Here is a 21351-nt window from a genome sequence, read left to right on the forward strand (position 1 = left end):
CGAAATGTCCAGACGCCATAAGGCTGAGAAGCGTGAGATCAATCCGGATCCGAAGTTCGGCGATCTCGTTATCACGAAGTTCATGAATGCAGTCATGCTTCATGGCAAGAAGTCGGTTGCTGAAAGCATCGTTTACGGTGCGCTCGATGTAATCGAAGCCAAGGCCAAGTCCGAGCCGGTCGCGCTGTTCCATCAGGCGCTCGACAACGTAGCTCCGCACATCGAAGTCCGTTCGCGCCGCGTTGGTGGTGCAACCTATCAGGTTCCGGTTGATGTGCGTCCAGAACGCCGCCAGGCACTTGCCATCCGTTGGCTCATCAATGCTGCTCGTGGCCGTAACGAGACGACGATGATCGATCGTCTTTCCGGTGAGCTGCTTGACGCTGCTAACAACCGTGGTTCTGCTGTGAAGAAGCGTGAAGACACGCACCGCATGGCTGAAGCCAACCGCGCCTTCTCGCATTACCGCTGGTAATCGTCGAAACCTATTCAAAGAGCGACTATCATGGCCCGCGAATATAAAATCGAAGACTACCGCAATTTCGGTATCATGGCTCACATCGACGCCGGTAAGACGACGATGACCGAGCGCATTCTGTTCTATACCGGTAAGAACCATAAGATCGGCGAAACCCACGATGGTGCGTCGACCATGGACTGGATGGAGCAGGAGCAGGAACGCGGTATCACCATCACGTCCGCTGCCACGACCACGTTCTGGCAGGGTCAGGATGGCAAGAAGCGCCGCTTCAACATCATCGACACGCCGGGCCACGTTGACTTCACGATTGAAGTTGAACGTTCGCTCCGCGTTCTCGACGGCGCAATTGCACTGCTCGACGCCAACGCTGGCGTTGAGCCTCAGACCGAAACCGTGTGGCGTCAGGCTGAAAAGTACCACGTCCCGCGTATGGTCTTCGTCAACAAGATGGACAAGATCGGTGCCGATTTCTACCGTTGCGTAGAAATGGTCGGTTCGCGTCTTGGCGCAGTAGCACTTCCGGTTCAGCTGCCGATCGGCGCTGAAAACGAGTTCGAAGGCGTCATCGACCTGATCGAAATGAAGGCACTGACTTGGGATGGCACGATCGGCGCAGCTGCGACCGTTGGTGAAATTCCTGAGCACCTCAAGGATCAGGCTGAAGAATACCGCGAAAAGCTCATCGAGCTGGCTGTGGAAATCGACGAAGCTGCCATGGAAGCTTACCTCGAAGGCACGATGCCTACGAACGAACAGCTCCGTGCGCTGATCCGTAAGGGCACCATCGAGGTCAAGTTCCACCCGATCCTTTGCGGTACCGCGTTCAAGAACCGTGGCGTTCAGCCGCTTCTCGACGCTGTTGTGGAATTCCTTCCGGCTCCGACCGACGTGCCAGCGATCAAGGGCATCGACGTCAAGACGGAAACCGAAACCACCCGTGAATCTTCGGATGAAGCACCGCTTTCGATGCTCGCATTCAAGATCATGAACGACCCGTTCGTTGGTTCGCTGACCTTTGCTCGTATCTACTCGGGCAAGCTGACCAAGGGCGTTTCGCTCGAAAACACCGTCAAGGGCAAGCGTGAGCGTATCGGCCGTATGTTGCAGATGCACTCCAACAGCCGTGAAGACATCGAAGAAGCCTTTGCAGGCGACATCGTTGCTCTGGCTGGCCTCAAGGAAACCACCACTGGCGATACGCTCTGCGATCCGCTGAAGCCGGTTATCCTCGAGCGCATGGAATTCCCGGATCCGGTTATCGAAATCGCTATCGAGCCGAAGACCAAGGCCGACCAGGAAAAGATGGGCATTGCGCTCAATCGTCTGGCTGCCGAAGATCCTTCTTTCCGCGTCAAGTCGGACGAAGAATCCGGTCAGACCATCATCGCCGGCATGGGCGAACTTCACCTCGACATTCTCGTCGATCGCATGAAGCGCGAATTCAAGGTTGAAGCCAACGTCGGTGCCCCGCAGGTTGCTTACCGTGAATCGATCACCCGCCAGGCTGAAATCGATTACACCCACAAGAAGCAGTCGGGTGGTTCGGGTCAGTTCGCTCGCGTTAAGATCATCTTCGAACCGCATGATGGCGACGATTTCATCTTCGAATCGAAGATCGTTGGTGGCTCGGTGCCGAAGGAATACATTCCGGGTGTCCAGAAGGGTATCGAAAGCGTCATGGGTGCAGGCCCGCTGGCTGGCTTCCCGATGCTCGGCGTGAAGGCCACCCTGATCGACGGCGCATACCATGACGTTGACTCGTCTGTTCTCGCCTTCGAAATCGCGTCCCGTGCAGCGTTCCGTGAAGGTGCGCAGAAGGCAGGCGCTCAGCTCCTCGAGCCGATCATGAAGGTCGAGGTTGTCACGCCGGAAGATTACGTTGGTGACGTTATCGGCGATCTGAACTCGCGTCGCGGTCAGATTTCCGGCACCGAAGCCCGCGGCATCGCCACGGTCGTCAATGCAAATGTTCCACTCGCCAACATGTTTGGTTACGTGAACAACCTGCGTTCGATGTCCCAGGGCCGTGCACAGTACACGATGCAGTTCGACCATTATGAGCCGGTTCCGACGGCGGTCGCACAGGAAATCCAGAAGAAGTTTGCGTGACCTAAGGGTCACGCTCCCAATTAAAAGAATGCCTGAGCAGGCTAAATTTACGGAGAGCTCAAATGGCAAAGAGTAAGTTTGAACGTACGAAGCCCCACGTTAACATCGGCACGATTGGTCACGTTGACCATGGCAAGACGTCGCTGACTGCAGCGATCACGAAGTTTTTCGGCGAGTTCAAGGCGTATGACCAGATCGACGCCGCTCCTGAAGAGCGCGCCCGCGGCATCACGATCTCGACGGCACACGTCGAGTACGAAACGCCGAACCGTCACTATGCACACGTCGACTGCCCAGGTCACGCTGACTATGTGAAGAACATGATCACCGGTGCTGCCCAGATGGACGGCGCAATTCTGGTTGTTTCGGCCGCTGACGGCCCGATGCCGCAGACCCGTGAGCACATCCTGCTCGCTCGTCAGGTTGGCGTTCCGGCAATCGTCGTGTTCCTGAACAAGTGCGACCAGGTTGACGATGCAGAACTGCTCGAACTGGTTGAACTGGAAGTACGCGAACTTCTGTCGAAGTACGACTTCCCGGGCGACGAAGTTCCGATCATCAAGGGCTCGGCTCTTGCTGCTCTGGAAGATTCTTCGAAGGAACTGGGCGAAGACGCCGTTCGTTCGCTGATGGCCGCTGTTGACGACTACATTCCGACCCCGGAACGTCCGATCGACCAGCCGTTCCTGATGCCGATCGAAGACGTGTTCTCGATCTCGGGCCGTGGTACGGTTGTGACGGGTCGCGTTGAGCGCGGTATAGTCAAGGTTGGTGAAGAAGTTGAAATCGTCGGCATCAAGGCGACGGCGAAGACGACGGTTACCGGCGTTGAAATGTTCCGCAAGCTGCTCGATCAGGGCCAGGCTGGCGACAACATCGGCGCTCTGATCCGTGGTGTTGGCCGTGAAGACGTTGAACGCGGCCAGGTTCTCTGCAAGCCGGGTTCTGTGAAGCCGCACACCAAGTTCAAGGCAGAAGCCTACATTCTGACCAAGGACGAAGGTGGCCGTCATACGCCGTTCTTCACGAACTACCGTCCGCAGTTCTACTTCCGCACGACGGACGTGACCGGTGTTGTCACGCTGCCGGAAGGCACGGAAATGGTTATGCCTGGCGACAACGTCGCTATGGACGTCACCCTGATCGTGCCGATCGCCATGGAAGAGAAGCTCCGCTTCGCTATCCGTGAAGGCGGCCGCACCGTCGGTGCAGGCATCGTCTCCTCGATCATCGAGTAATGAAGGTTTGTGCAGGAACGCTCGCTTTGGAGCGAGCGTTCCCGCGTAACAAGGAACAGATGAAATGAACGGTCAAAACATCCGCATTCGCCTCAAGGCGTTTGATCATCGGATCCTTGACGCTTCGACGCGGGAAATCGTGTCGACTGCCAAGCGTACCGGTGCAAATGTGCGCGGACCGATCCCGCTTCCTACGCGGATCGAGAAGTTCACGGTTAACCGGTCGCCGCACATCGACAAGAAGAGCCGCGAGCAGTTCGAGATGCGCACGCACAAGCGTCTTCTCGATATCGTTGACCCGACCCCGCAGACGGTGGACGCGCTGATGAAGCTCGATCTGTCCGCCGGTGTCGATGTCGAGATCAAGCTTTAATCGGCTTGAGGACGGAAGGAACGAACCCGATGCGTTCAGGTGTTATTGCACAGAAGCTGGGCATGACCCGCGTCTATAACGACGCCGGCGAGCATGTGCCGGTGACGGTTCTCCGCATGGAGAATTGCCACGTGGTAGCTCAGCGTACAGTTGAAAAGAATGGTTACACGGCTGTTCAGCTTGGCGTTGGACTTGCCAAGGTAAAGAACACGTCCAAGGCTATGCGCGGTCATTTCGCGAAGGCCGAGGTCGAGCCAAAGGCGAAGGTCGCGGAATTCCGCGTTTCGCCGGACAACCTCCTCGAAGTCGGCGCTGAAATCACCGCCGAACACTTCGTCGCTGGCCAGAAGGTCGATGTGACGGGTACTTCGATTGGTAAGGGCTTTGCTGGTGTTATGAAGCGTCATAACTTCGCCGGTCATCGCGCTTCCCATGGTAACTCCATTACCCACCGCGCTCACGGCTCGACCGGTCAGCGTCAGGACCCGGGTAAGGTGTTCAAGGGCAAGAAGATGGCTGGTCACATGGGCCAGACCCGCGTAACCACGCAGAATATTGAAGTTGTCTCGACGGACAGCGATCGCGGCCTCATTCTGGTTCGCGGTGCGGTTCCTGGCTCCAAGGGCGCCTGGATCATCGTGCGCGATGCGGTAAAGGTCTCGCTGCCTGAGAACGCGCCGAAGCCGGCCGCTCTGCGTGCAGGTGCCGCGAAGGCTGAAGCTGTCGCGACTGAGGGAGCCGAATAATGGATCTCACGATTACCACTCTTGAAGGCAAGGATGCCGGCAAGGTCAAGCTGAACGAAGAAATCTTCGGCCTCGACCCGCGTGACGACATTCTTCAGCGCGTTGTGCGCTGGCAGCTGGCTCGCCGCCAGCAGGGCTCCCATAAGGCTCAGGGCCGTGGCGACGTAAGCCGCACCGGCGCAAAGATGTACAAGCAGAAGGGTACGGGTCGCGCTCGTCACCATTCGGCTCGCGCTCCGCAGTTCCGCGGTGGTGGTCAGGCTCACGGACCGGTTGTCCGTTCGCACGATCACGATCTGCCGAAGAAGGTTCGCGCTCTTGGCCTGCGTCATGCCCTGTCTGCAAAGGCAAAGGCATCTGACCTGATCATCATCGATGATCTGGCTGCAACGGAAGCCAAGACGAAGCAGCTTGTTTCGCAGTTCGCCAAGCTCGGTCTTGAAAATGCACTCGTCATCGGCGGTGCAGAGATCGACGTGAACTTCCAGCGCGCGGCTTCGAACATCCCGAACATCGACGTTCTGCCGGTGCAGGGCATCAATGTTTACGACATCCTTCGCCGCGGCAAGCTCGTTCTTTCCAAGGCGGCTGTCGAAGCCCTCGAGGAGCGTTTCAAATGACTGATCTTCGCCATTACGACGTGATCGTCAGCCCGGTTATCACCGAGAAGTCCACCATGGTTTCCGAACACAACCAGGTTGTCTTCAACGTAGCCCGCAAGGCAACGAAGCCGGAAATCAAGGCTGCAGTCGAAGCGCTGTTCGGCGTCAAGGTTACCGCAGTCAACACTGCAGTGCGCAAGGGTAAGGTTAAGCGGTTCCGCGGCCTTATCGGGCGCCAGAGCGACGTCAAGAAAGCGATCGTTACTTTGGCCGAAGGCCAGAGCATCGACGTTTCGACCGGTCTCTGAGAGGCCATGGAGTAAGAGACAATGGCACTCAAGCATTTTAATCCGATCACGCCAGGCCAGCGTCAGCTGGTCATCGTGGACCGTTCGGGACTCTACAAGGGCAAGCCGGTCAAGTCCCTGACCGAAGGTCTGTCCAAGAAGGGTGGCCGTAACAACACCGGTCGTATCACTGTTCGCTTTCAGGGCGGTGGTCACAAGCGTACGTACCGTTTCATCGATTTCAAGCGTCGCAAGCTTGACGTCGTCGGCACTGTCGAACGTCTGGAATACGATCCGAACCGCACCGCGTTCATCGCGCTGATCCGTTACGAAGACGGTGAACTGGCATACATCCTGGCTCCGCAGCGTCTGGCTGTTGGTGACAAGGTTGTTGCAGGCAACTCCGTTGACGTGAAGCCGGGCAACGCAATGCCGCTCGCTTCCATGCCGGTTGGTACGATCGTTCACAACGTCGAACTGAAGCCTGGCAAGGGCGGTCAGATCGCTCGTTCGGCTGGCACCTACGCCCAGCTGGTTGGTCGCGATCAGGGCATGGCCATTCTGCGCCTCAACTCCGGTGAACAGCGTCTGGTTCCAGGTGCCTGCTTCGCTTCGGTCGGTGCAGTGTCCAACCCGGACCACGGCAACATCAACGACGGTAAGGCCGGTCGTTCGGTGTGGCGTGGCAAGCGTCCGCACGTTCGCGGCGTTGCAATGAACCCGGTTGATCACCCGCATGGTGGTGGTGAAGGTCGTACGTCGGGTGGTCGTCACCCTGTCACTCCGTGGGGCAAGCCTACGAAGGGCAAGAAGACGCGCTCGAACAAGTCGACCGACAAGTTCATCATGCGTTCGCGCCATCAGCGCAAGAAGTAAGAGAGGTAGTCTGAAGTGGCTCGTTCAGTTTGGAAAGGTCCGTTCGTCGATGGCTATCTTCTCACGAAGGCTGAGAAGGTACGCGAAGGCGGTCGTAATGAAGTTATCAAGATGTGGAGCCGTCGCTCCACCATCCTGCCGCAGTTTGTCGGTCTGACTTTCGGCGTCTACAACGGCAACAAGCATGTGCCGGTGTCGATTTCGGAAGAAATGGTCGGACACAAGTTCGGTGAATTCGCGCCTACACGTACCTACTACGGTCACGGCGCGGACAAGAAGTCGAAGAGGAAGTAACGATGGGCAAGGCTAAAGCTCCCCGTCAGCTCAAGGACAACGAAGCGCAAGCTGTTGCCCGTACGCTGCGCGTCAGCCCGCAGAAGCTGAACCTTGTTGCGAGCATGATCCGCGGCAAGAAGGTGAATGCGGCTCTTGCCGATCTGACGTTCTCGCGTAAGCGGATCGCCGATACGGTTAAGAAGACGCTCCAGTCCGCAATTGCGAACGCAGAAAACAACCATGACCTCGACGTTGATTCTCTGATCGTCGCCGAAGCCTATGTAGGTAAGTCGATCGTCATGAAGCGCTTCCACGTCCGTGGCCGTGGCCGCGCGAGCCGTATCGAGAAGCCGTTTTCGCATCTCACCATTGTTGTCCGCGAAGTCGCGGAAAAAGGGGAGGCCGCATAATGGGTCAGAAGATTAATCCGATCGGTCTTCGTCTCGGCATCAACCGCACCTGGGATTCGCGTTGGTACGCGAATACCGGTGAGTACGGCAAGCTGCTGCATGAAGATGTCAAGATCCGCGAATTCCTCACCGAGGAACTGAAGCAGGCTGCGATCTCCAAGATCGTAATCGAGCGTCCGCACAAGAAGTGCCGCGTGACGATCCATTCGGCTCGTCCGGGCATCATCATCGGCAAGAAGGGTGCAGACATCGAAAAGCTCCGCAAGAAGCTTTCCGAGATGACCAATGCCGATACGTCGCTCAACATCGTTGAAGTTCGCAAGCCGGAAATCGACGCTACGCTGATCGCTCAGTCGATCGCTCAGCAGCTCGAACGCCGTGTGGCATTCCGTCGCGCCATGAAGCGTGCCGTTCAGTCGGCAATGCGTCTTGGAGCCGAAGGTATCCGTATCAACTGCTCGGGTCGTCTGGGTGGCGCGGAGATCGCTCGCATGGAATGGTACCGTGAAGGTCGCGTTCCGCTTCATACGCTTCGCGCCGATATCGACTACGGCACGGCAGAAGCGAAGACCGCTTATGGTATCTGCGGCGTGAAGGTCTGGGTCTTCAAGGGCGAGATTCTTGAACACGATCCGATGGCTTCCGAGCGTCGTGCGGTCGAGGGTGACAATCAGGGTTCCTCGTCGAACCGCCGCCGCGAAAACGCTTAAAAAGCGGGCCGCGGGCGAGAAATTTGGAGTAGAGAACAATGATGCAGCCTAAGCGCACCAAGTTCCGCAAGCAGTTCAAGGGCCGTATTCACGGCAACTCGAAAGGCGGCACGGATCTGAATTTCGGTGCATTCGGTTTGAAGGCCGTTGAGCCGGAACGCGTCACTGCACGTCAGATCGAAGCGGCCCGCCGCGCGATCACCCGTCACATGAAGCGTGCCGGCCGCGTGTGGATCCGCATCTTCCCTGACCTGCCAGTTACGTCGAAGCCTACCGAAGTCCGTATGGGTAAAGGTAAGGGTTCGGTTGACTACTGGGCATGCCGTGTGGCACCAGGTCGCGTGATGTTTGAGCTTGACGGCGTACCCGAAGATGTGGCACGCGAAGCCCTCAGACTCGGCGCAGCAAAGTTGCCGATCAAGACGCGCTTTATCCAGCGCATTGCTGAATAAGAGAGAGGCAACTATGAAAGCCGCAGACGTTCGGGCGAAGAGCCTCGATCAACTGAATGACGAGCTGGGCACCCTGAAGAAAGAGCAGTTCAACCTGCGCTTTCAGAAGGCCACCGGCCAGCTCGAAAAAACCGCGCGCGTGAAGCAGGTTCGCCGCGACATCGCGCGTATTAAGACTATTGCCCGCCAGAAGGCGGCCGCAAGCAAGGCATAAGGAAAAATATAATGCCTAAACGCGTTCTGCAGGGCGTTGTCGTCAGCGACAAGAATGACAAGACTGTTGTGGTCAAGGTTGAGCGCCGCTATTCGCATCCGCTCCTCCAGAAGACCGTGCGTCAGTCTAAGAAGTACAAGGCGCATGACGAAAACAACCAGTTCAAGGTTGGCGATCTCGTTTCCATTCAGGAATCGGCTCCAATCTCGAAGGACAAACGCTGGGTCGTTCTCACGAACGAAGCAGCAGGCTAAATTATAAACACGCAGCTTAGGTAGGGCAGGAGCCCTTAACCAGCTGAGAGGAAAGAAGGCGGCCAGTCATGATTCAGATGCAAACAAACCTCGACGTGGCGGATAACTCCGGCGCACGTCGTGTCATGTGCATCAAGGTGCTGGGCGGCTCGAAGCGGCGTTACGCTTCCGTTGGCGACATCATTGTGGTGTCGATCAAGGAAGCTATTCCGCGCGGTCGCGTCAAAAAGGGTGATGTGATGAAGGCGGTTGTTGTACGCACCGCCAAGGACATCCGTCGTCCGGACGGCAGCGTTATTCGTTTCGATAACAATGCAGCCGTTCTCATCGATAACAAGAAAGAGCCGATCGGCACGCGTATCTTCGGACCGGTTCCGCGCGAACTTCGCGCAAAGAACCACATGAAGATCATCTCGCTGGCCCCGGAAGTTCTGTAAGGAAGCAAGACGATGCAGAAGATTCGCAAAGGCGACAGCGTTGTCGTGCTGTCCGGTAAGGACAAGGGCCGTAAAGGCGAAGTTCTCAAGGTTATGCCTAAGGACGAGCAGGCGCTCGTTCGCGGTATCAACGTTGTGAAGCGTCATCAGCGTCAGACCCAGACCCAGGAAGCCGGCATTATCTCCAAGGAAGCGCCGATCCACCTGTCCAACCTGGCAATTGCTGATCCCAAGGACGGTAAGCCGACCCGCGTCGGTTTCCGCGTCGAGGACGGCAAGAAGGTTCGTGTCGCAAAACGTTCTGGAGCGCTGATCGATGGCTGAAGCTAAGGCACTTCCCCGCTTCAAGAAGCTTTACAACGAAAACATTCGTAAGGCTCTGCTTGAAGAATTCAAATACGACAACGAGATGCAGATCCCACGCATCACCAAGGTTGTCCTCAACATGGGCGTTGGCGAAGCCACTGGCGACTCCAAGAAGCCGGCTGTAGCTGCTGAAGACCTTGGCTTGATTGCTGGTCAAAAGGCTGTTATCACCCGCGCCCGTAACTCGATCGCAACATTCAAGTTGCGTGAAGGCATGCCGATCGGCACGAAGGTCACCCTTCGCCAGGACCGCATGTACGAATTCCTTGATCGTTTCATCACGATCGCTCTTCCTCGCGTTCGCGACTTCCGCGGCCTGAACCCGAAGAGCTTTGACGGACGTGGCAACTATGCCATGGGTATCAAGGAGCACATCGTGTTTCCGGAAATCAACTACGATAAGGTTGATCAGATCTGGGGCATGGACATCATCGTTTGCACGACCGCCAAGACGGATGATGAAGCGCGCGCTCTTCTGCGTGCATTCAACTTCCCCTTCCGGCAGTAACGGCAAGCGTAGCGAGGTATAATAATATGGCCAAGACTAGCGCAGTCGAAAAAAACAAGCGCCGCGAAAAGTTGGTTAAGCGTCATGCTGACAAGCGTGCACGTCTGAAGGCGATCGTAATGGATCAGGGCCTTCCGCTGGAGGAGCGCTTCCGCGCCACTATCCGGCTTGCCGAACTGCCGCGCAATTCATCGAAGGTTCGTATTCGCAATCGTTGCGAAGTTTCGGGCCGTCCGCGTGGTTATTACCGTAAACTGAAGATGTCGCGTATTGCGCTCCGTCAGTTGGGTTCGCTCGGTCAGATCCCGGGCATCGTCAAGTCGAGCTGGTAAGGAGTAGCATATGTCTGTGTCAGATCCTATCGGCGACATGCTGACCCGTATTCGTAACGCAGTAGGCCGCAAGAAGACCAAGGTTTCGACCCCGGCTTCCAAGTTGCGCGCTCGCGTTCTTGATGTTCTTCAGTCTGAAGGTTACATCCGCGGATACACGCAGAGTGAATTCGTGAACGGCAAAGCCGAGATCGAAATCGAACTGAAGTACTATGAAGGCGTTCCAGTCATTCGTGAACTGACCCGCGTTTCGAAGCCTGGCCGCCGTGTATACGTGTCGGTCAAGTCGATCCCGCAGGTTGCGAATGGTCTTGGCATCTCGATCCTGTCCACCCCTAAGGGTGTGATGGCTGATCATGAAGCCCGTGAACAAAACGTTGGTGGTGAGCTGCTCTGCCGCATCTTCTGATGCGGTTGACAGCGAACAGATAAAAGACAGGTATTAAAATGTCTCGTATCGGTAAAAAACCCGTGCCGGTCCCGGCAGGCGTGACCGCCAGTGTTGATGGGCAGATCGTCAAGGCCAAGGGCGCGAAGGGTGAACTCTCCTTCGTCGTGCACGATGAAGTTCTGGTCAAGATGGAAGACGGCGCTGTCAGCGTCGATCCGCGCGACCAGTCGAAGGAAGCTCGTTCGAAGTGGGGCATGTCCCGCACGATGATCTCCAACATTTTTGTTGGCGTGAAGGACGGCTTCGAAAAGAAGCTCGAAATCAGCGGCGTCGGTTACCGCGCTGCCATGCAGGGTAAGAACCTGCAGCTTTCGCTCGGCTTCAGCCACGAAGTGGTCTACGACGTGCCTGCTGGCATCACTGTTGCCGTTCCGAAGCCGACGGAAATCGTCGTCACCGGTATCGACAAGCAGCAGGTCGGTCAGGTCGCGGCTGAGATCCGCGAATATCGCGGCCCCGAGCCTTACAAGGGCAAGGGCGTCAAGTATGCTGGCGAGAAGATCGTCCGCAAAGAAGGCAAGAAGAAGTAAGGGAAGCGCGTCATGGCATCGCCAAAAGAAACTTTGCAGCGTCGCGCTGCTCGTGTACGCCGTCAGGTCAAGGCTGTTGCAAACGGCCGTCCGCGTCTCAGCGTGCACCGCTCTTCCAAGAACATCTACGTTCAGGTTATCGACGACGTTCGCGGTGTTACCATCGCTGCTGCTTCGACCCTGGATGGCGACCTGAAGGGCAAGCTCAAGACTGGCGCCGACTCCGCAGCAGCAGCTGCAGTTGGCAAGCTGGTTGCCGAGCGTGCCGTTAAAGCAGGCGTCAGCGAAGTAGTGTTCGACCGTGGTGCATTCATTTACCACGGCCGTGTGAAGGCTCTCGCCGAAGCTGCCCGCGAAGGCGGACTGAGCTTCTAATAGCATTTTGTGCTTCCGGAAAAGAAAAAGGAAATCAGGATATGGCACAGAGAGAACGTAACCGCGAAGATCGCGGCCGTGAGGAGCGCGACAGCGAATTCGTCGATAAGCTCGTTCACATCAACCGCGTTGCCAAGGTCGTCAAAGGCGGCCGTCGCTTCGGTTTTGCTGCGCTCGTCGTTGTTGGCGACCAGAAGGGCCGCGTAGGCTTCGGTCATGGCAAGGCTCGTGAAGTGCCGGAAGCTATCCGTAAGGCTACGGAAGCTGCCAAGCGCGACATGATCTTCGTACCGCTGCGTTCGGGCCGTACGCTGCACCACGATGTTGAAGGCCGTCACGGCGCTGGCAAGGTTCTGCTCCGCGCAGCTCCTGCTGGTAAGGGTATCATCGCCGGTGGTCCGATGCGTGCAGTGTTCGAGACGCTCGGCGTTCAGGACGTTGTCGCCAAGTCGCTCGGTTCGTCGAACCCTTACAACATGGTTCGTGCGACGTTCGATGCTCTGAAGCATCAGATGCATCCGAAGGACATCGCTGCACAGCGCGGCATCAAGTACTCGACCCTTCAGGCTCGCCGCCATGATGTGGTCGGTTCGGAAGAGTAGCCGATAGTTTGTGTTCGTCCGGGGCCGCTCAGGCCACCGGATACGCCATAGACAAGGGATTTGAGTGATGGCTGAGAAGAAGGGCAAGACGGTTACGGTCGAGCAGATCGGAAGCCCAATCCGTCGTCCAGCCGAGCAGCGCGCAACGCTGATCGGTCTGGGTCTTAATAAAATGCACCGCCGCAGCACGCTGGAAGATACTCCGGCAGTTCGTGGCATGATCGCCAAGCTTCCACACCTCGTTCGAGTTGTGGACGAGGTGTGATAGCGCAGGAGATAGAGATATGAAACTCAACGATCTGCGTGACAAGCCAGGTTCGGTCAAAGCACGCAAGCGTGTTGGCCGCGGTATCGGTTCGGGCACCGGCAAGACCGGTGGTCGTGGTGTCAAGGGGCAGAAGTCCCGTTCGGGCGTCGCGATCAACGGCTTCGAAGGCGGCCAGATGCCAATCTACCGCCGTCTGCCGAAGCGCGGCTTCACCAACATCTTCGCAAAGAGCTTCAACGTTGTGTCGCTCGGCCGTGTTCAGGCCGCTATCGATGCAGGCAAGCTTGATGCCAAGGCAGTTGTGAACCTCGATTCGCTGAAGGCTGCTGGCGTGATTCGTCGTGCCAAAGACGGCGTTCGCATCCTTTCGGACGGCGAGCTGAAGGCAAAGGTTGCTTTCGAGGTAGCCGGTGCTTCCAAGGCTGCGGTCGAAAAGATCGAAAAGGCTGGCGGTAGCATCAAGCTTCCTGAAGCCGCTGCCGAATAAGGCTTCGATACAAAAATAAAAAGCGGCGGCCTCAGTGCCGCCGCTTGCACATTTATGCCAATGCGCATATCTGGGTAGGGTCTTTTTAGTCTCGAGGCGCGACCGCAATAGATTGCGCTGACGGGGGCGGAGGACCGGAGACTTTTCACCGGAGAAATTTAATGGCATCGGCTGCTGAACAGCTAGTTTCCAATCTCAATTTTTCAGCTTTCTCGAAAGCAGAAGAACTCAAGAAGCGCATCTGGTTCACGCTGGGTGCTTTGCTCGTATACCGGTTCGGCACCTATATTCCGCTTCCCGGCATCAATCCTGACGCGCTTGCGCAGGCTTTCCAGCAGCATAGCCAGGGTGTGCTCGGGCTTTTCAACATGTTCGCCGGTGGCGCCGTCGGTCGTATGGCCATTTTCGCGCTCGGCATCATGCCTTATATCTCTGCCTCCATCATCGTGCAGCTCATGACGTCGGTTGTTCCGTCTCTTGAAGCGCTGAAGAAGGAAGGCGAGGCAGGTCGCAAGATCATCAATCAGTATACGCGTTACGGCACGGTGCTTCTGGCGCTTGTTCAGGCCTACGCGATTTCTGTCGGCTTGCAGTCGGGCAACGGTATTGTCACCAATCCGGGACCGTTCTTCGTCGTTTCGTCGGTGATCACCCTTGTTGGCGGCACGATGTTCCTGATGTGGCTCGGCGAGCAGATCACTGCACGCGGTATCGGCAACGGTATCTCGCTGATCATCTTCTCCGGTATCGTGGCCAACCTGCCGCACGCTATTTCCGGCACGCTGGAACTTGGCCGTACCGGCGCGCTGTCGACCGGTCTCATTCTGGGCGTTATCATTCTTGCTATCGTGCTGATTGCGGTCATCGTATTCGTTGAACGTGCGCAGCGTCGCCTTCTGATCCAGTATCCGAAGCGTCAGGTCGGCAACCGCATGTTCCAGGGCGATACGTCGCATCTGCCGTTGAAGCTCAATACCGCAGGCGTCATTCCTCCGATTTTCGCCTCGTCGTTGTTGCTTCTGCCTGCGACGGTTGCCGGTTTCGCCAACACGACGGAAATGCCGGCCTGGGCTACTACCGTTCTCAATGCACTCGGTCATGGTCAGCCGCTTTACATGCTGTTCTATGCCGCATTGATGGCATTCTTCTGCTTCTTCTACACGGCCATTGTGTTCAATCCCAAGGACACTGCTGACCAGCTCAAGAAGCATTCCGGCTTTATTCCGGGCATTCGTCCGGGTGAGCGTACCGCCGAATACATAGACTATGTGCTGACACGCATCACTGTTGTCGGCGCCATCTATATCGTGCTTGTCTGTCTCCTGCCGGAATTCCTGATTTCCGCAACCGGTGTGCCGTTCTATCTTGGTGGCACCTCGCTGCTGATCGTTGTGAGCGTAACGCTTGACACGGTTGCGCAAATTCAGGGGCATCTGATCGCCCATCAGTATGAAGGGCTGATCAAGAAGTCCAAACTCAGAGGTGGGAAACGCAATAAATGAGACTGATACTTCTTGGGCCGCCCGGAGCAGGTAAGGGGACGCAGGCTGGACTTCTTACCAAGAAGCATGGAATTCCTCAGCTCTCGACCGGCGACATGCTGCGTGCAGCAGTCGCCCAGCAGAGCGAGATCGGGAAGCGCGCCAAGGCCGTGATGGACGCCGGGCAATTGGTTTCCGATGAGATCGTGAACCAGATCGTTTCGGAGCGCATCGATGCGCCTGACTGCGCGAACGGTTTCATCCTTGACGGTTATCCACGCACGGTTCCACAGGCTCAGGCTCTGGGAACCATGCTGGCGGGGAAGGGCCTAAAGCTCGATGCAGTCATTGAGCTGAAGGTTGACGAGAATGCTCTGGTCAAGCGGATGGAGAGCCGCGTGGCTGAAACGATTGCCAAGGGTGGTCAGGTCCGTTCGGACGACAATCCTGAAGCGTTCCGCAAGCGTCTCGTGGAATACCGCGAAAAGACTTCGCCGCTTTCGAGCTATTATGCCGGAACTGGTGAACTGCGCGTCATCAATGGCATGGCGCCGGTTGAAGAAGTTACTGCCGAAATCGAGAGAATTCTGGTTCCGGCATGAAAATTGAAGGGGCTTGAAGAAGCCTCATTCCAATACGGGCAGGGAAAGCGTGAAGCGTTTTCTGCCCGTTTATTGCTTCCAGAAGTTGCTTGAGTTGCCTGTCAGGCCGGTTTGATGGCTTTACGGACAGTTAAGAGTTGACTTTTTCGGGCGATTCCGTCAAAGACTGCGCCACTTCAACTGGTTTTGAATGGCGGGTATCGGCGGAAATCGAAAGAGGCCGGTACCGGTCGTTTAATGCTGTCTGGTTGATCGCATCTGCCAGATGGAAATTTTTATAACTCAAGGAGAACAGACGTGGCACGTATCGCTGGCGTCAACATCCCGACGAACAAGCGCGTTGTTATTGCGCTTCAGTACATTCACGGGATCGGACCGAAATTTGCTCGGGAAATCGTAACGAAGGTCGGCATTGCTGACGATCGTCGCGTTAACCAGCTGTCGGATGCTGAAGTCCTTCAGATCCGCGAAGCAATCGATGCTGACTACCAGGTCGAAGGTGACCTGCGTCGTGAAGTTTCGATGAACATCAAGCGCCTGATGGACCTGGGCTGCTACCGTGGTCTGCGTCATCGTCGTTCGCTGCCGGTTCGCGGCCAGCGCACGCACACCAACGCACGCACCCGCAAGGGTCCGGCGAAGGCAATCGCAGGCAAGAAGAAGTAATTTCGACGGGACATATGTTCCGTCGGGCCTTTCCGGTGCGCCGGTTGGGTTTGATGCTGGTCCTTTCTTGAGGACCGGTGTAGCCGCTGGAATTACGGCGGTGTAGAGATCGATTGAAAGGACTGTCATGGCCAAGGAAGCCACGCGCGTTCGCCGTCGCGAGCGTAAAAACATCTCGTCGGGCGTTGCCCACGTAAATTCGACGTTCAACAACACCATGATCACCATCACGGATGCTCAGGGCAATGCGATTGCCTGGTCGTCTGCCGGTGCTCAGGGGTTCAAGGGTTCGCGTAAGTCGACCCCGTTCGCCGCTCAGATCGCTGCCGAAGATTGCGCCAAGAAGGCTCAGGAACACGGTATGCGCTCCCTCGAAGTCGAGGTTTGCGGACCGGGTTCTGGCCGTGAATCCGCGCTGCGCGCCCTTCAGGCTGCCGGCTTTGTGATTACGTCGATCCGCGATGTTACGCCGATCCCGCACAACGGTTGCCGTCCGCGCAAGAAGCGCCGGGTCTAATCCTCGTTCACATGCCGTACGAGCCTCGGGCTTTTCAAGTTCGGGGTTCCTCTGCGGTTTCTACACTTGATCGCTACGATAGGATGGTAGCGACGATTGATAGAGGGATACTTACATGATCCAGAAGAACTGGCAGGAACTCATCAAGCCGAATAAGGTGGATTTCATCACCAACGGCTCCCGCACGCATGCAACCGTCGTTGCTGAGCCGCTGGAACGCGGTTTCGGTCTGACGCTCGGTAATGCTCTGCGTCGCGTGCTTCTGTCGTCGCTTCGCGGCGCTGCCGTGACCGCCATTCAGATCGATGGCGTTCTGCATGAATTCTCTTCGATCCCGGGCGTCCGCGAAGACGTTACGGATATCGTTCTGAACGTCAAGGAAATCGCCATCCGCATGGAAGGCGAGGGCCCGAAGCGCATGGTCGTCCGCAAGGAAGGCCCAGGCGTTGTTACGGCTGGCGACATTCAGACTGTCGGCGATGTCGAGATCCTTAACCCGGATCACGTCATCTGCACGCTGGACGAAGGCGCTGAAATCCGCATGGAATTCACCGTCAACACAGGCAAGGGCTATGTGCCTGCCGACCGCAACCGTGCGGAAGATGCTCCGATCGGGCTTATCCCGGTTGACAGCCTCTACTCTCCGGTTCGCAAGGTGTCGTACAAGATCGAGAACACCCGTGAAGGTCAGGTTCTCGATTATGACAAGCTGACGCTGAACATCGAGACAAACGGCTCGGTCAGCGGTGAAGACGCAGTGGCGTATGCTGCTCGTATTCTCCAGGACCAGCTGGCGATCTTCGTCAACTTCGAAGAGCCCCAGAAGGAAGCTCCGCAGGAACAGGTTGCGGAACTGGCTTTCAACCCGGCTCTGCTCAAGAAGGTCGACGAACTCGAACTGTCCGTCCGTTCGGCAAACTGCCTGAAGAACGACAACATCGTCTACATCGGCGATCTGATCCAGAAGACGGAAGCCGAGATGCTGCGGACTCCGAATTTCGGCCGCAAGTCGCTCAACGAGATCAAGGAAGTTCTGGCATCGATGGGTCTCCATCTCGGTATGGAAATCCCGTCCTGGCCGCCAGAAAACATCGAAGATCTCGCAAAGCGCTACGAAGACCAATATTAAGACCGGCAATCCGGCTAGAACTAATTAAGGAGAAGGCCATGCGCCACGGTAATGGACAGCGTAAGCTGAACCGCACTGCCTCGCATCGCAAGGCAATGTTCGCCAACATGGCGGCTTCGCTCATCGAGCATGAACAGATTGTGACCACGCTTCCTAAAGCTAAGGAAATCCGTCCGATCGTAGAAAAGCTTGTCACTCTCGGCAAGCGCGGCGATCTGCATGCACGCCGTCAGGCTATCTCAGCTATTCGCGACGTTAAGCTCGTTGCAAAGCTGTTCGATACGCTGGCTGCTCGCTATGCAACCCGCAACGGCGGCTACATCCGCATCATGAAGGCTGGCTTCCGCGCTGGCGACAACGCGCCTCTGGCGGTTGTTGAATTCGTGGAACGCGACGTCGATGCAAAGGGCAAGGCTGACCGCGCCCGCGTCGAAGCCGAACAGGCTGCTGAAGCAGACGCAGCATAATCTGCACTGTTTCTGATTATTGAAAAGGGCCGCCTTGAGCGGCCCTTTTTGTTTGTTCTTGCTGCTGTTCGGCTCTTTCGGATCGATATGTTTCACGAAAAATTGCCGTGCTGCACTTCAAGGTCACAATGTGGCCCTTTATCCTTGTCCTCAGTTGACTACATATGGACGACGAATCTCATATTTTTTCACGGAAGATATGAGTGCCCTCGGAAAGCGCGGAGTATGTGCATGAATTGGCGACGTTTAGGTGTATTGGGTCTTATGCTGACATCCATCGGGCTGGTTATGCCGCAGGCAATGGCGCAGGATGCGCCTGCAACACCTCCCAAAGAAGTGCCGCTCAGCCGCGCTGATATGCAACTTTCCTTCGCTCCTCTCGTGAAAGAGACGACACCAGCTGTTGTGAATGTCTATGCGGCGCGACAGGTGCAGGCACGGGCACAATCGCCATTTGCAGGCGATCCGTTCTTCGAGCAGTTTTTCGGGCGGCAGTTCGGGGAAAGCAAGCCACGTATCCAGCAGTCGCTCGGGTCCGGCGTGATTGTCGATAGTTCAGGCATTGTCGTGACGAACAATCACGTCATCAAGGATGCCGACGAAATCAAAGTCGCCTTGTCGGACGGTCGCGAGTTCGAAAGCAAGCTGCTTCTGCGTGATGAAACCACGGACCTTGCCGTGTTGAAAATTGAAGCCAAGGACAAGTTTCCAGTGTTGGGCCTCGGCAATTCCGACGAAGTCGAAGTTGGCGATCTGGTGCTGGCCATCGGCAATCCGTTCGGCGTCGGACAGACTGTGACGAGCGGTATCGTGTCGGCGCAATCCCGAACACAGGTTGGCATTTCCGATTTTGATTTCTTTATCCAGACGGATGCGGCTATCAATCCCGGCAACTCCGGTGGCGCATTGATTGACATGCGCGGACGCCTGATAGGTATCAACACAGCGATCTATTCACGTTCTGGCGGTTCCGTGGGCATCGGCTTTGCTATTCCGTCCAATATGGTCCGCGCTGTCGTGGAAGCTGCGCAGAATGGCAGCAAAAGTTTCGAGCGCCCCTATATCGGCGCGACTTTCCAAGGGGTCACCTCCGATCTGGCCGAAGGGCTTGGAATGGAAAAGCCCTACGGTGCCCTGATCACGGCAGTTGCAAAAGGTGGTCCTGCAGAAGCCGCAGGGCTGAAGATCGGCGATGTGGTTCTGTCCGTTCAGGGCGTTCGTGTCGATAATCAGGATGTGCTTGGTTATCGTCTATCGACGGCTGGCATTGGTAACACCGTGTCGGTCGAAATCATGCGGGATGGAAAGAACCAGACCATTCCGGTGAAGCTTTCCAAAGCGCCTGAAGTCAAGGAAACTGCGCCGCAGGTGATCAAGGGCGATAATCCCTTCGCCGGTGCAGCTGTTCTTGTGCTGACGCCATCCACCGCTAAAAAGCTGCGTCTCAAGAGTGAAAGCCAGGGGGTGGTCGTTGTTGACGTCTATTCCGGCTCGCCGGCGGCACGGCTCGGATTGCGCCCGGGCGACATTGTTCGAAGCATCAACGGAAATCCTATCCGCTCCGTGGAGGAGATGACCGCGATTCTGGATGGGGGACGTGGTCTTGCCTGGCGGCTTGAGGTGGAACGCAACGGAACGTTGTTGCGTCAGTTCGTGCGTTAAAACTGTCGGCCAGTATATCGCCAAAAGTTGCATGCCGCTTCGGGTAGGATTATGCCTGAAGCGGCATTTAATTTATCGATCGAGCGAATGAAATGAGCGACCTTTTCTCAGCAGCGGCAGACCCGAACGCGGACCGCAACCGGCCGCTTGCTGACCGTCTGCGCCCGAAGCATTTGTCGGAAGTAACCGGTCAGGAACATTTGACCGGACCAGAAGGTGTGCTGACGCGCATGATTGCATCCGGTTCGCTCGGTTCCATGATCTTCTGGGGACCTCCGGGAACCGGCAAGACGACCGTTGCCCGCCTGCTTGCCGGAGAAACTGATCTCGCGTTTGAGCAGATTTCGGCGATCTTCTCCGGCGTTGCCGATCTCAAGAAGGTTTTCGAGACTGCTCGTGCGCGGCGTATGTCGGGCCGGCAGACACTGCTTTTCGTAGACGAAATTCATCGCTTTAATCGCGCCCAGCAGGATTCGTTTTTGCCGGTCATGGAAGACGGCACTGTTATCCTGATCGGCGCCACGACGGAAAACCCGTCTTTCGAGCTCAATGCTGCTCTTTTGTCCCGGGCGAGGGTGCTTACTTTTCATCCCCATGATGGCGAGAGCATTGCAACACTTCTGACCCGTGCCGAAGAGCAAGAAGAACGTCCATTGCCGCTGGACGAGGAAGCACGGGTAAGCCTTGTTCGCATGGCTGACGGCGATGGACGTGCTGCGCTGACGCTTGCCGAGGAAGTCTGGCGTGCGGCCCGTCCCGATGAAGTGTTTACTGCCGAAAAGCTGCAGGATGTCGTGCAACGTCGCGCCCCGGTTTATGACAAGGGGCAGGACGGGCATTACAATCTGATTTCGGCGCTGCATAAATCCGTGCGGGGATCGGACCCTGACGCAGCGCTCTACTATCTTTCTCGTATGTTCGATGCGGGCGAAGATCCGTTATATCTTGGGCGGCGGCTGGTGCGCATGGCGGTGGAAGATATCGGCTTGGCTGACCCGCAGGCACTGGTCATCTGCAACGCCGCCAAGGATGCCTATGACTATCTTGGTTCGCCGGAAGGCGAACTGGCGCTCGCACAGGCCTGTGTTTATCTTGCAACGGCTCCGAAATCGAACGCCGTCTATGTGGCCTATAAAGCCTCAATGCGTGCGGCCAAGGAGAACGGTTCACTGCTGCCGCCGAAGCATATTCTCAACGCGCCAACCAAGCTTATGAAGAACGAGGGCTACGGCGATGGCTATGCCTATGACCACGACCAGCCAGACGCGTTTTCAGGACAGGATTATTTCCCGGAAAGCATGGGCAGGCAAAAATTCTATGATCCGCCGGAGCGGGGTTTTGAGCGAGATATCCGCAAGCGCCTCGAATACTGGGCGCGGTTGCGACAGGAGCGCCAGGGACGCCGTTGAAGTTTGGAGCAGTTCTGTTCCGGCGCAATCGCTC

Annotated in this window: 32 protein-coding genes; all 32 read left to right on the top strand. The window is 56.7% G+C overall.

Features of this window, described 5'->3' with window-relative positions; genetic code table 11:
- Nucleotides 1-4: 4 nt before the first annotated feature.
- Nucleotides 5-475, top strand: a complete 471-nt coding sequence (rpsG, locus tag AAE521_RS02255) for a 30S ribosomal protein S7 (protein ID WP_010659910.1) — start codon at nucleotides 5-7, stop codon at nucleotides 473-475.
- Nucleotides 476-505: 30 nt separating this feature from the next.
- Nucleotides 506-2590, top strand: a complete 2085-nt coding sequence (fusA, locus tag AAE521_RS02260; RefSeq protein ID WP_010659911.1) for an elongation factor G — start codon at nucleotides 506-508, stop codon at nucleotides 2588-2590.
- A gap of 62 nt (nucleotides 2591-2652) precedes the next feature.
- The gene (gene tuf / locus AAE521_RS02265; RefSeq protein WP_012091906.1) at nucleotides 2653-3828 is read left to right on the top strand and encodes an elongation factor Tu; all 1176 of its coding nucleotides are present in this window, start codon (nucleotides 2653-2655) and stop codon (nucleotides 3826-3828) included.
- A 64-nt stretch (nucleotides 3829-3892) separates the two neighbouring features.
- Nucleotides 3893-4201 carry a 30S ribosomal protein S10 gene (rpsJ, locus tag AAE521_RS02270; protein ID WP_002964363.1) on the top strand — a complete coding sequence of 103 codons (309 nt, stop codon included), beginning with the start codon at nucleotides 3893-3895 and terminating at the stop codon, nucleotides 4199-4201.
- 29 nt (nucleotides 4202-4230) lie between these two features.
- A complete protein-coding gene (gene rplC, locus AAE521_RS02275) occupies nucleotides 4231-4947 on the top strand; it encodes a 50S ribosomal protein L3 (RefSeq protein WP_012091910.1) in 717 nt (238 codons plus the stop codon).
- Nucleotides 4947-5567 carry a 50S ribosomal protein L4 gene (gene rplD / locus AAE521_RS02280; protein WP_010659915.1) on the top strand — a complete coding sequence of 207 codons (621 nt, stop codon included), beginning with the start codon at nucleotides 4947-4949 and terminating at the stop codon, nucleotides 5565-5567. Before rplC ends, rplD begins: the two co-directional genes overlap by 1 nt.
- Complete coding sequence (locus AAE521_RS02285) at nucleotides 5564-5857, top strand: 50S ribosomal protein L23 (RefSeq protein ID WP_006467028.1); 294 nt, start codon at nucleotides 5564-5566, stop codon at nucleotides 5855-5857. Before rplD ends, AAE521_RS02285 begins: the two co-directional genes overlap by 4 nt.
- Nucleotides 5858-5878: 21 nt before the next feature.
- On the top strand, nucleotides 5879-6712 hold the full coding sequence (gene rplB, locus AAE521_RS02290) for a 50S ribosomal protein L2 (RefSeq protein WP_010659916.1): 834 nt from the start codon (nucleotides 5879-5881) through the stop codon (nucleotides 6710-6712).
- 15 nt (nucleotides 6713-6727) lie between these two features.
- Nucleotides 6728-7006 (top strand): 30S ribosomal protein S19, encoded by a 279-nt coding sequence (gene rpsS / locus AAE521_RS02295; RefSeq protein ID WP_010659917.1) that lies wholly within the window; start codon nucleotides 6728-6730, stop codon nucleotides 7004-7006.
- A gap of 2 nt (nucleotides 7007-7008) precedes the next feature.
- Nucleotides 7009-7398, top strand: coding sequence for a 50S ribosomal protein L22 (rplV, locus tag AAE521_RS02300; RefSeq protein WP_010659918.1), 390 nt, complete (start codon nucleotides 7009-7011; stop codon nucleotides 7396-7398).
- Nucleotides 7398-8108 carry a 30S ribosomal protein S3 gene (gene rpsC, locus AAE521_RS02305; protein WP_006467024.1) on the top strand — a complete coding sequence of 237 codons (711 nt, stop codon included), beginning with the start codon at nucleotides 7398-7400 and terminating at the stop codon, nucleotides 8106-8108. Before rplV ends, rpsC begins: the two co-directional genes overlap by 1 nt.
- A 38-nt stretch (nucleotides 8109-8146) precedes the next feature.
- The gene (rplP, locus tag AAE521_RS02310) at nucleotides 8147-8560 is read left to right on the top strand and encodes a 50S ribosomal protein L16 (protein ID WP_006467023.1); all 414 of its coding nucleotides are present in this window, start codon (nucleotides 8147-8149) and stop codon (nucleotides 8558-8560) included.
- A 13-nt stretch (nucleotides 8561-8573) separates the two neighbouring features.
- Nucleotides 8574-8774 (top strand): 50S ribosomal protein L29, encoded by a 201-nt coding sequence (gene rpmC, locus AAE521_RS02315; protein ID WP_006467022.1) that lies wholly within the window; start codon nucleotides 8574-8576, stop codon nucleotides 8772-8774.
- 11 nt (nucleotides 8775-8785) lie between these two features.
- The gene (rpsQ, locus tag AAE521_RS02320) at nucleotides 8786-9028 is read left to right on the top strand and encodes a 30S ribosomal protein S17 (protein WP_010659919.1); all 243 of its coding nucleotides are present in this window, start codon (nucleotides 8786-8788) and stop codon (nucleotides 9026-9028) included.
- 68 nt (nucleotides 9029-9096) lie between these two features.
- On the top strand, nucleotides 9097-9465 hold the full coding sequence (gene rplN / locus AAE521_RS02325; protein WP_004683923.1) for a 50S ribosomal protein L14: 369 nt from the start codon (nucleotides 9097-9099) through the stop codon (nucleotides 9463-9465).
- 12 nt (nucleotides 9466-9477) lie between these two features.
- Complete coding sequence (rplX, locus tag AAE521_RS02330) at nucleotides 9478-9789, top strand: 50S ribosomal protein L24 (protein ID WP_010659920.1); 312 nt, start codon at nucleotides 9478-9480, stop codon at nucleotides 9787-9789.
- Nucleotides 9782-10339 carry a 50S ribosomal protein L5 gene (rplE, locus tag AAE521_RS02335; RefSeq protein ID WP_010659921.1) on the top strand — a complete coding sequence of 186 codons (558 nt, stop codon included), beginning with the start codon at nucleotides 9782-9784 and terminating at the stop codon, nucleotides 10337-10339. Before rplX ends, rplE begins: the two co-directional genes overlap by 8 nt.
- Nucleotides 10340-10365: 26 nt before the next feature.
- Nucleotides 10366-10671 carry a 30S ribosomal protein S14 gene (gene rpsN, locus AAE521_RS02340; RefSeq protein WP_010659922.1) on the top strand — a complete coding sequence of 102 codons (306 nt, stop codon included), beginning with the start codon at nucleotides 10366-10368 and terminating at the stop codon, nucleotides 10669-10671.
- Between the two features lie 10 nt (nucleotides 10672-10681).
- Nucleotides 10682-11080 carry a 30S ribosomal protein S8 gene (gene rpsH, locus AAE521_RS02345; protein WP_007875325.1) on the top strand — a complete coding sequence of 133 codons (399 nt, stop codon included), beginning with the start codon at nucleotides 10682-10684 and terminating at the stop codon, nucleotides 11078-11080.
- Nucleotides 11081-11118: 38 nt separating this feature from the next.
- Entirely contained in the window at nucleotides 11119-11652 is a 534-nt protein-coding gene (gene rplF, locus AAE521_RS02350; protein ID WP_010659923.1) for a 50S ribosomal protein L6, read from the top strand.
- 12 nt (nucleotides 11653-11664) lie between these two features.
- Complete coding sequence (rplR, locus tag AAE521_RS02355) at nucleotides 11665-12027, top strand: 50S ribosomal protein L18 (protein ID WP_010659924.1); 363 nt, start codon at nucleotides 11665-11667, stop codon at nucleotides 12025-12027.
- Nucleotides 12028-12068: 41 nt separating this feature from the next.
- Nucleotides 12069-12629: a 30S ribosomal protein S5 gene (gene rpsE, locus AAE521_RS02360; RefSeq protein WP_006467009.1), complete on the top strand. Its 561-nt coding sequence runs from the start codon at nucleotides 12069-12071 to the stop codon at nucleotides 12627-12629.
- A gap of 67 nt (nucleotides 12630-12696) precedes the next feature.
- The gene (rpmD, locus tag AAE521_RS02365) at nucleotides 12697-12894 is read left to right on the top strand and encodes a 50S ribosomal protein L30 (protein WP_342060395.1); all 198 of its coding nucleotides are present in this window, start codon (nucleotides 12697-12699) and stop codon (nucleotides 12892-12894) included.
- Nucleotides 12895-12913: 19 nt separating this feature from the next.
- Nucleotides 12914-13384 (top strand): 50S ribosomal protein L15, encoded by a 471-nt coding sequence (gene rplO, locus AAE521_RS02370; RefSeq protein WP_012091912.1) that lies wholly within the window; start codon nucleotides 12914-12916, stop codon nucleotides 13382-13384.
- A 161-nt stretch (nucleotides 13385-13545) separates the two neighbouring features.
- The gene (gene secY, locus AAE521_RS02375; RefSeq protein WP_010659926.1) at nucleotides 13546-14886 is read left to right on the top strand and encodes a preprotein translocase subunit SecY; all 1341 of its coding nucleotides are present in this window, start codon (nucleotides 13546-13548) and stop codon (nucleotides 14884-14886) included.
- Nucleotides 14883-15467, top strand: coding sequence for an adenylate kinase (locus AAE521_RS02380; RefSeq protein WP_010659927.1), 585 nt, complete (start codon nucleotides 14883-14885; stop codon nucleotides 15465-15467). The genes secY and AAE521_RS02380 overlap by 4 nt, the downstream gene beginning before the upstream one ends.
- Before the next feature lie 297 nt (nucleotides 15468-15764).
- Complete coding sequence (gene rpsM, locus AAE521_RS02385) at nucleotides 15765-16133, top strand: 30S ribosomal protein S13 (protein ID WP_006467002.1); 369 nt, start codon at nucleotides 15765-15767, stop codon at nucleotides 16131-16133.
- A 127-nt stretch (nucleotides 16134-16260) separates the two neighbouring features.
- Entirely contained in the window at nucleotides 16261-16650 is a 390-nt protein-coding gene (gene rpsK, locus AAE521_RS02390; RefSeq protein WP_002964339.1) for a 30S ribosomal protein S11, read from the top strand.
- Between the two features lie 115 nt (nucleotides 16651-16765).
- A complete protein-coding gene (locus AAE521_RS02395) occupies nucleotides 16766-17779 on the top strand; it encodes a DNA-directed RNA polymerase subunit alpha (protein ID WP_006467001.1) in 1014 nt (337 codons plus the stop codon).
- Between the two features lie 38 nt (nucleotides 17780-17817).
- Nucleotides 17818-18246 carry a 50S ribosomal protein L17 gene (rplQ, locus tag AAE521_RS02400; RefSeq protein WP_010659928.1) on the top strand — a complete coding sequence of 143 codons (429 nt, stop codon included), beginning with the start codon at nucleotides 17818-17820 and terminating at the stop codon, nucleotides 18244-18246.
- Between the two features lie 231 nt (nucleotides 18247-18477).
- Complete coding sequence (locus tag AAE521_RS02405) at nucleotides 18478-19908, top strand: DegQ family serine endoprotease (RefSeq protein WP_012091913.1); 1431 nt, start codon at nucleotides 18478-18480, stop codon at nucleotides 19906-19908.
- A 92-nt stretch (nucleotides 19909-20000) separates the two neighbouring features.
- Nucleotides 20001-21317 carry a replication-associated recombination protein A gene (locus AAE521_RS02410; protein WP_012091914.1) on the top strand — a complete coding sequence of 439 codons (1317 nt, stop codon included), beginning with the start codon at nucleotides 20001-20003 and terminating at the stop codon, nucleotides 21315-21317.
- Nucleotides 21318-21351 lie beyond the last annotated feature (34 nt).

Source organism: Brucella cytisi (assembly GCF_038433355.1).
GTDB lineage: Bacteria > Pseudomonadota > Alphaproteobacteria > Rhizobiales > Rhizobiaceae > Brucella > Brucella cytisi.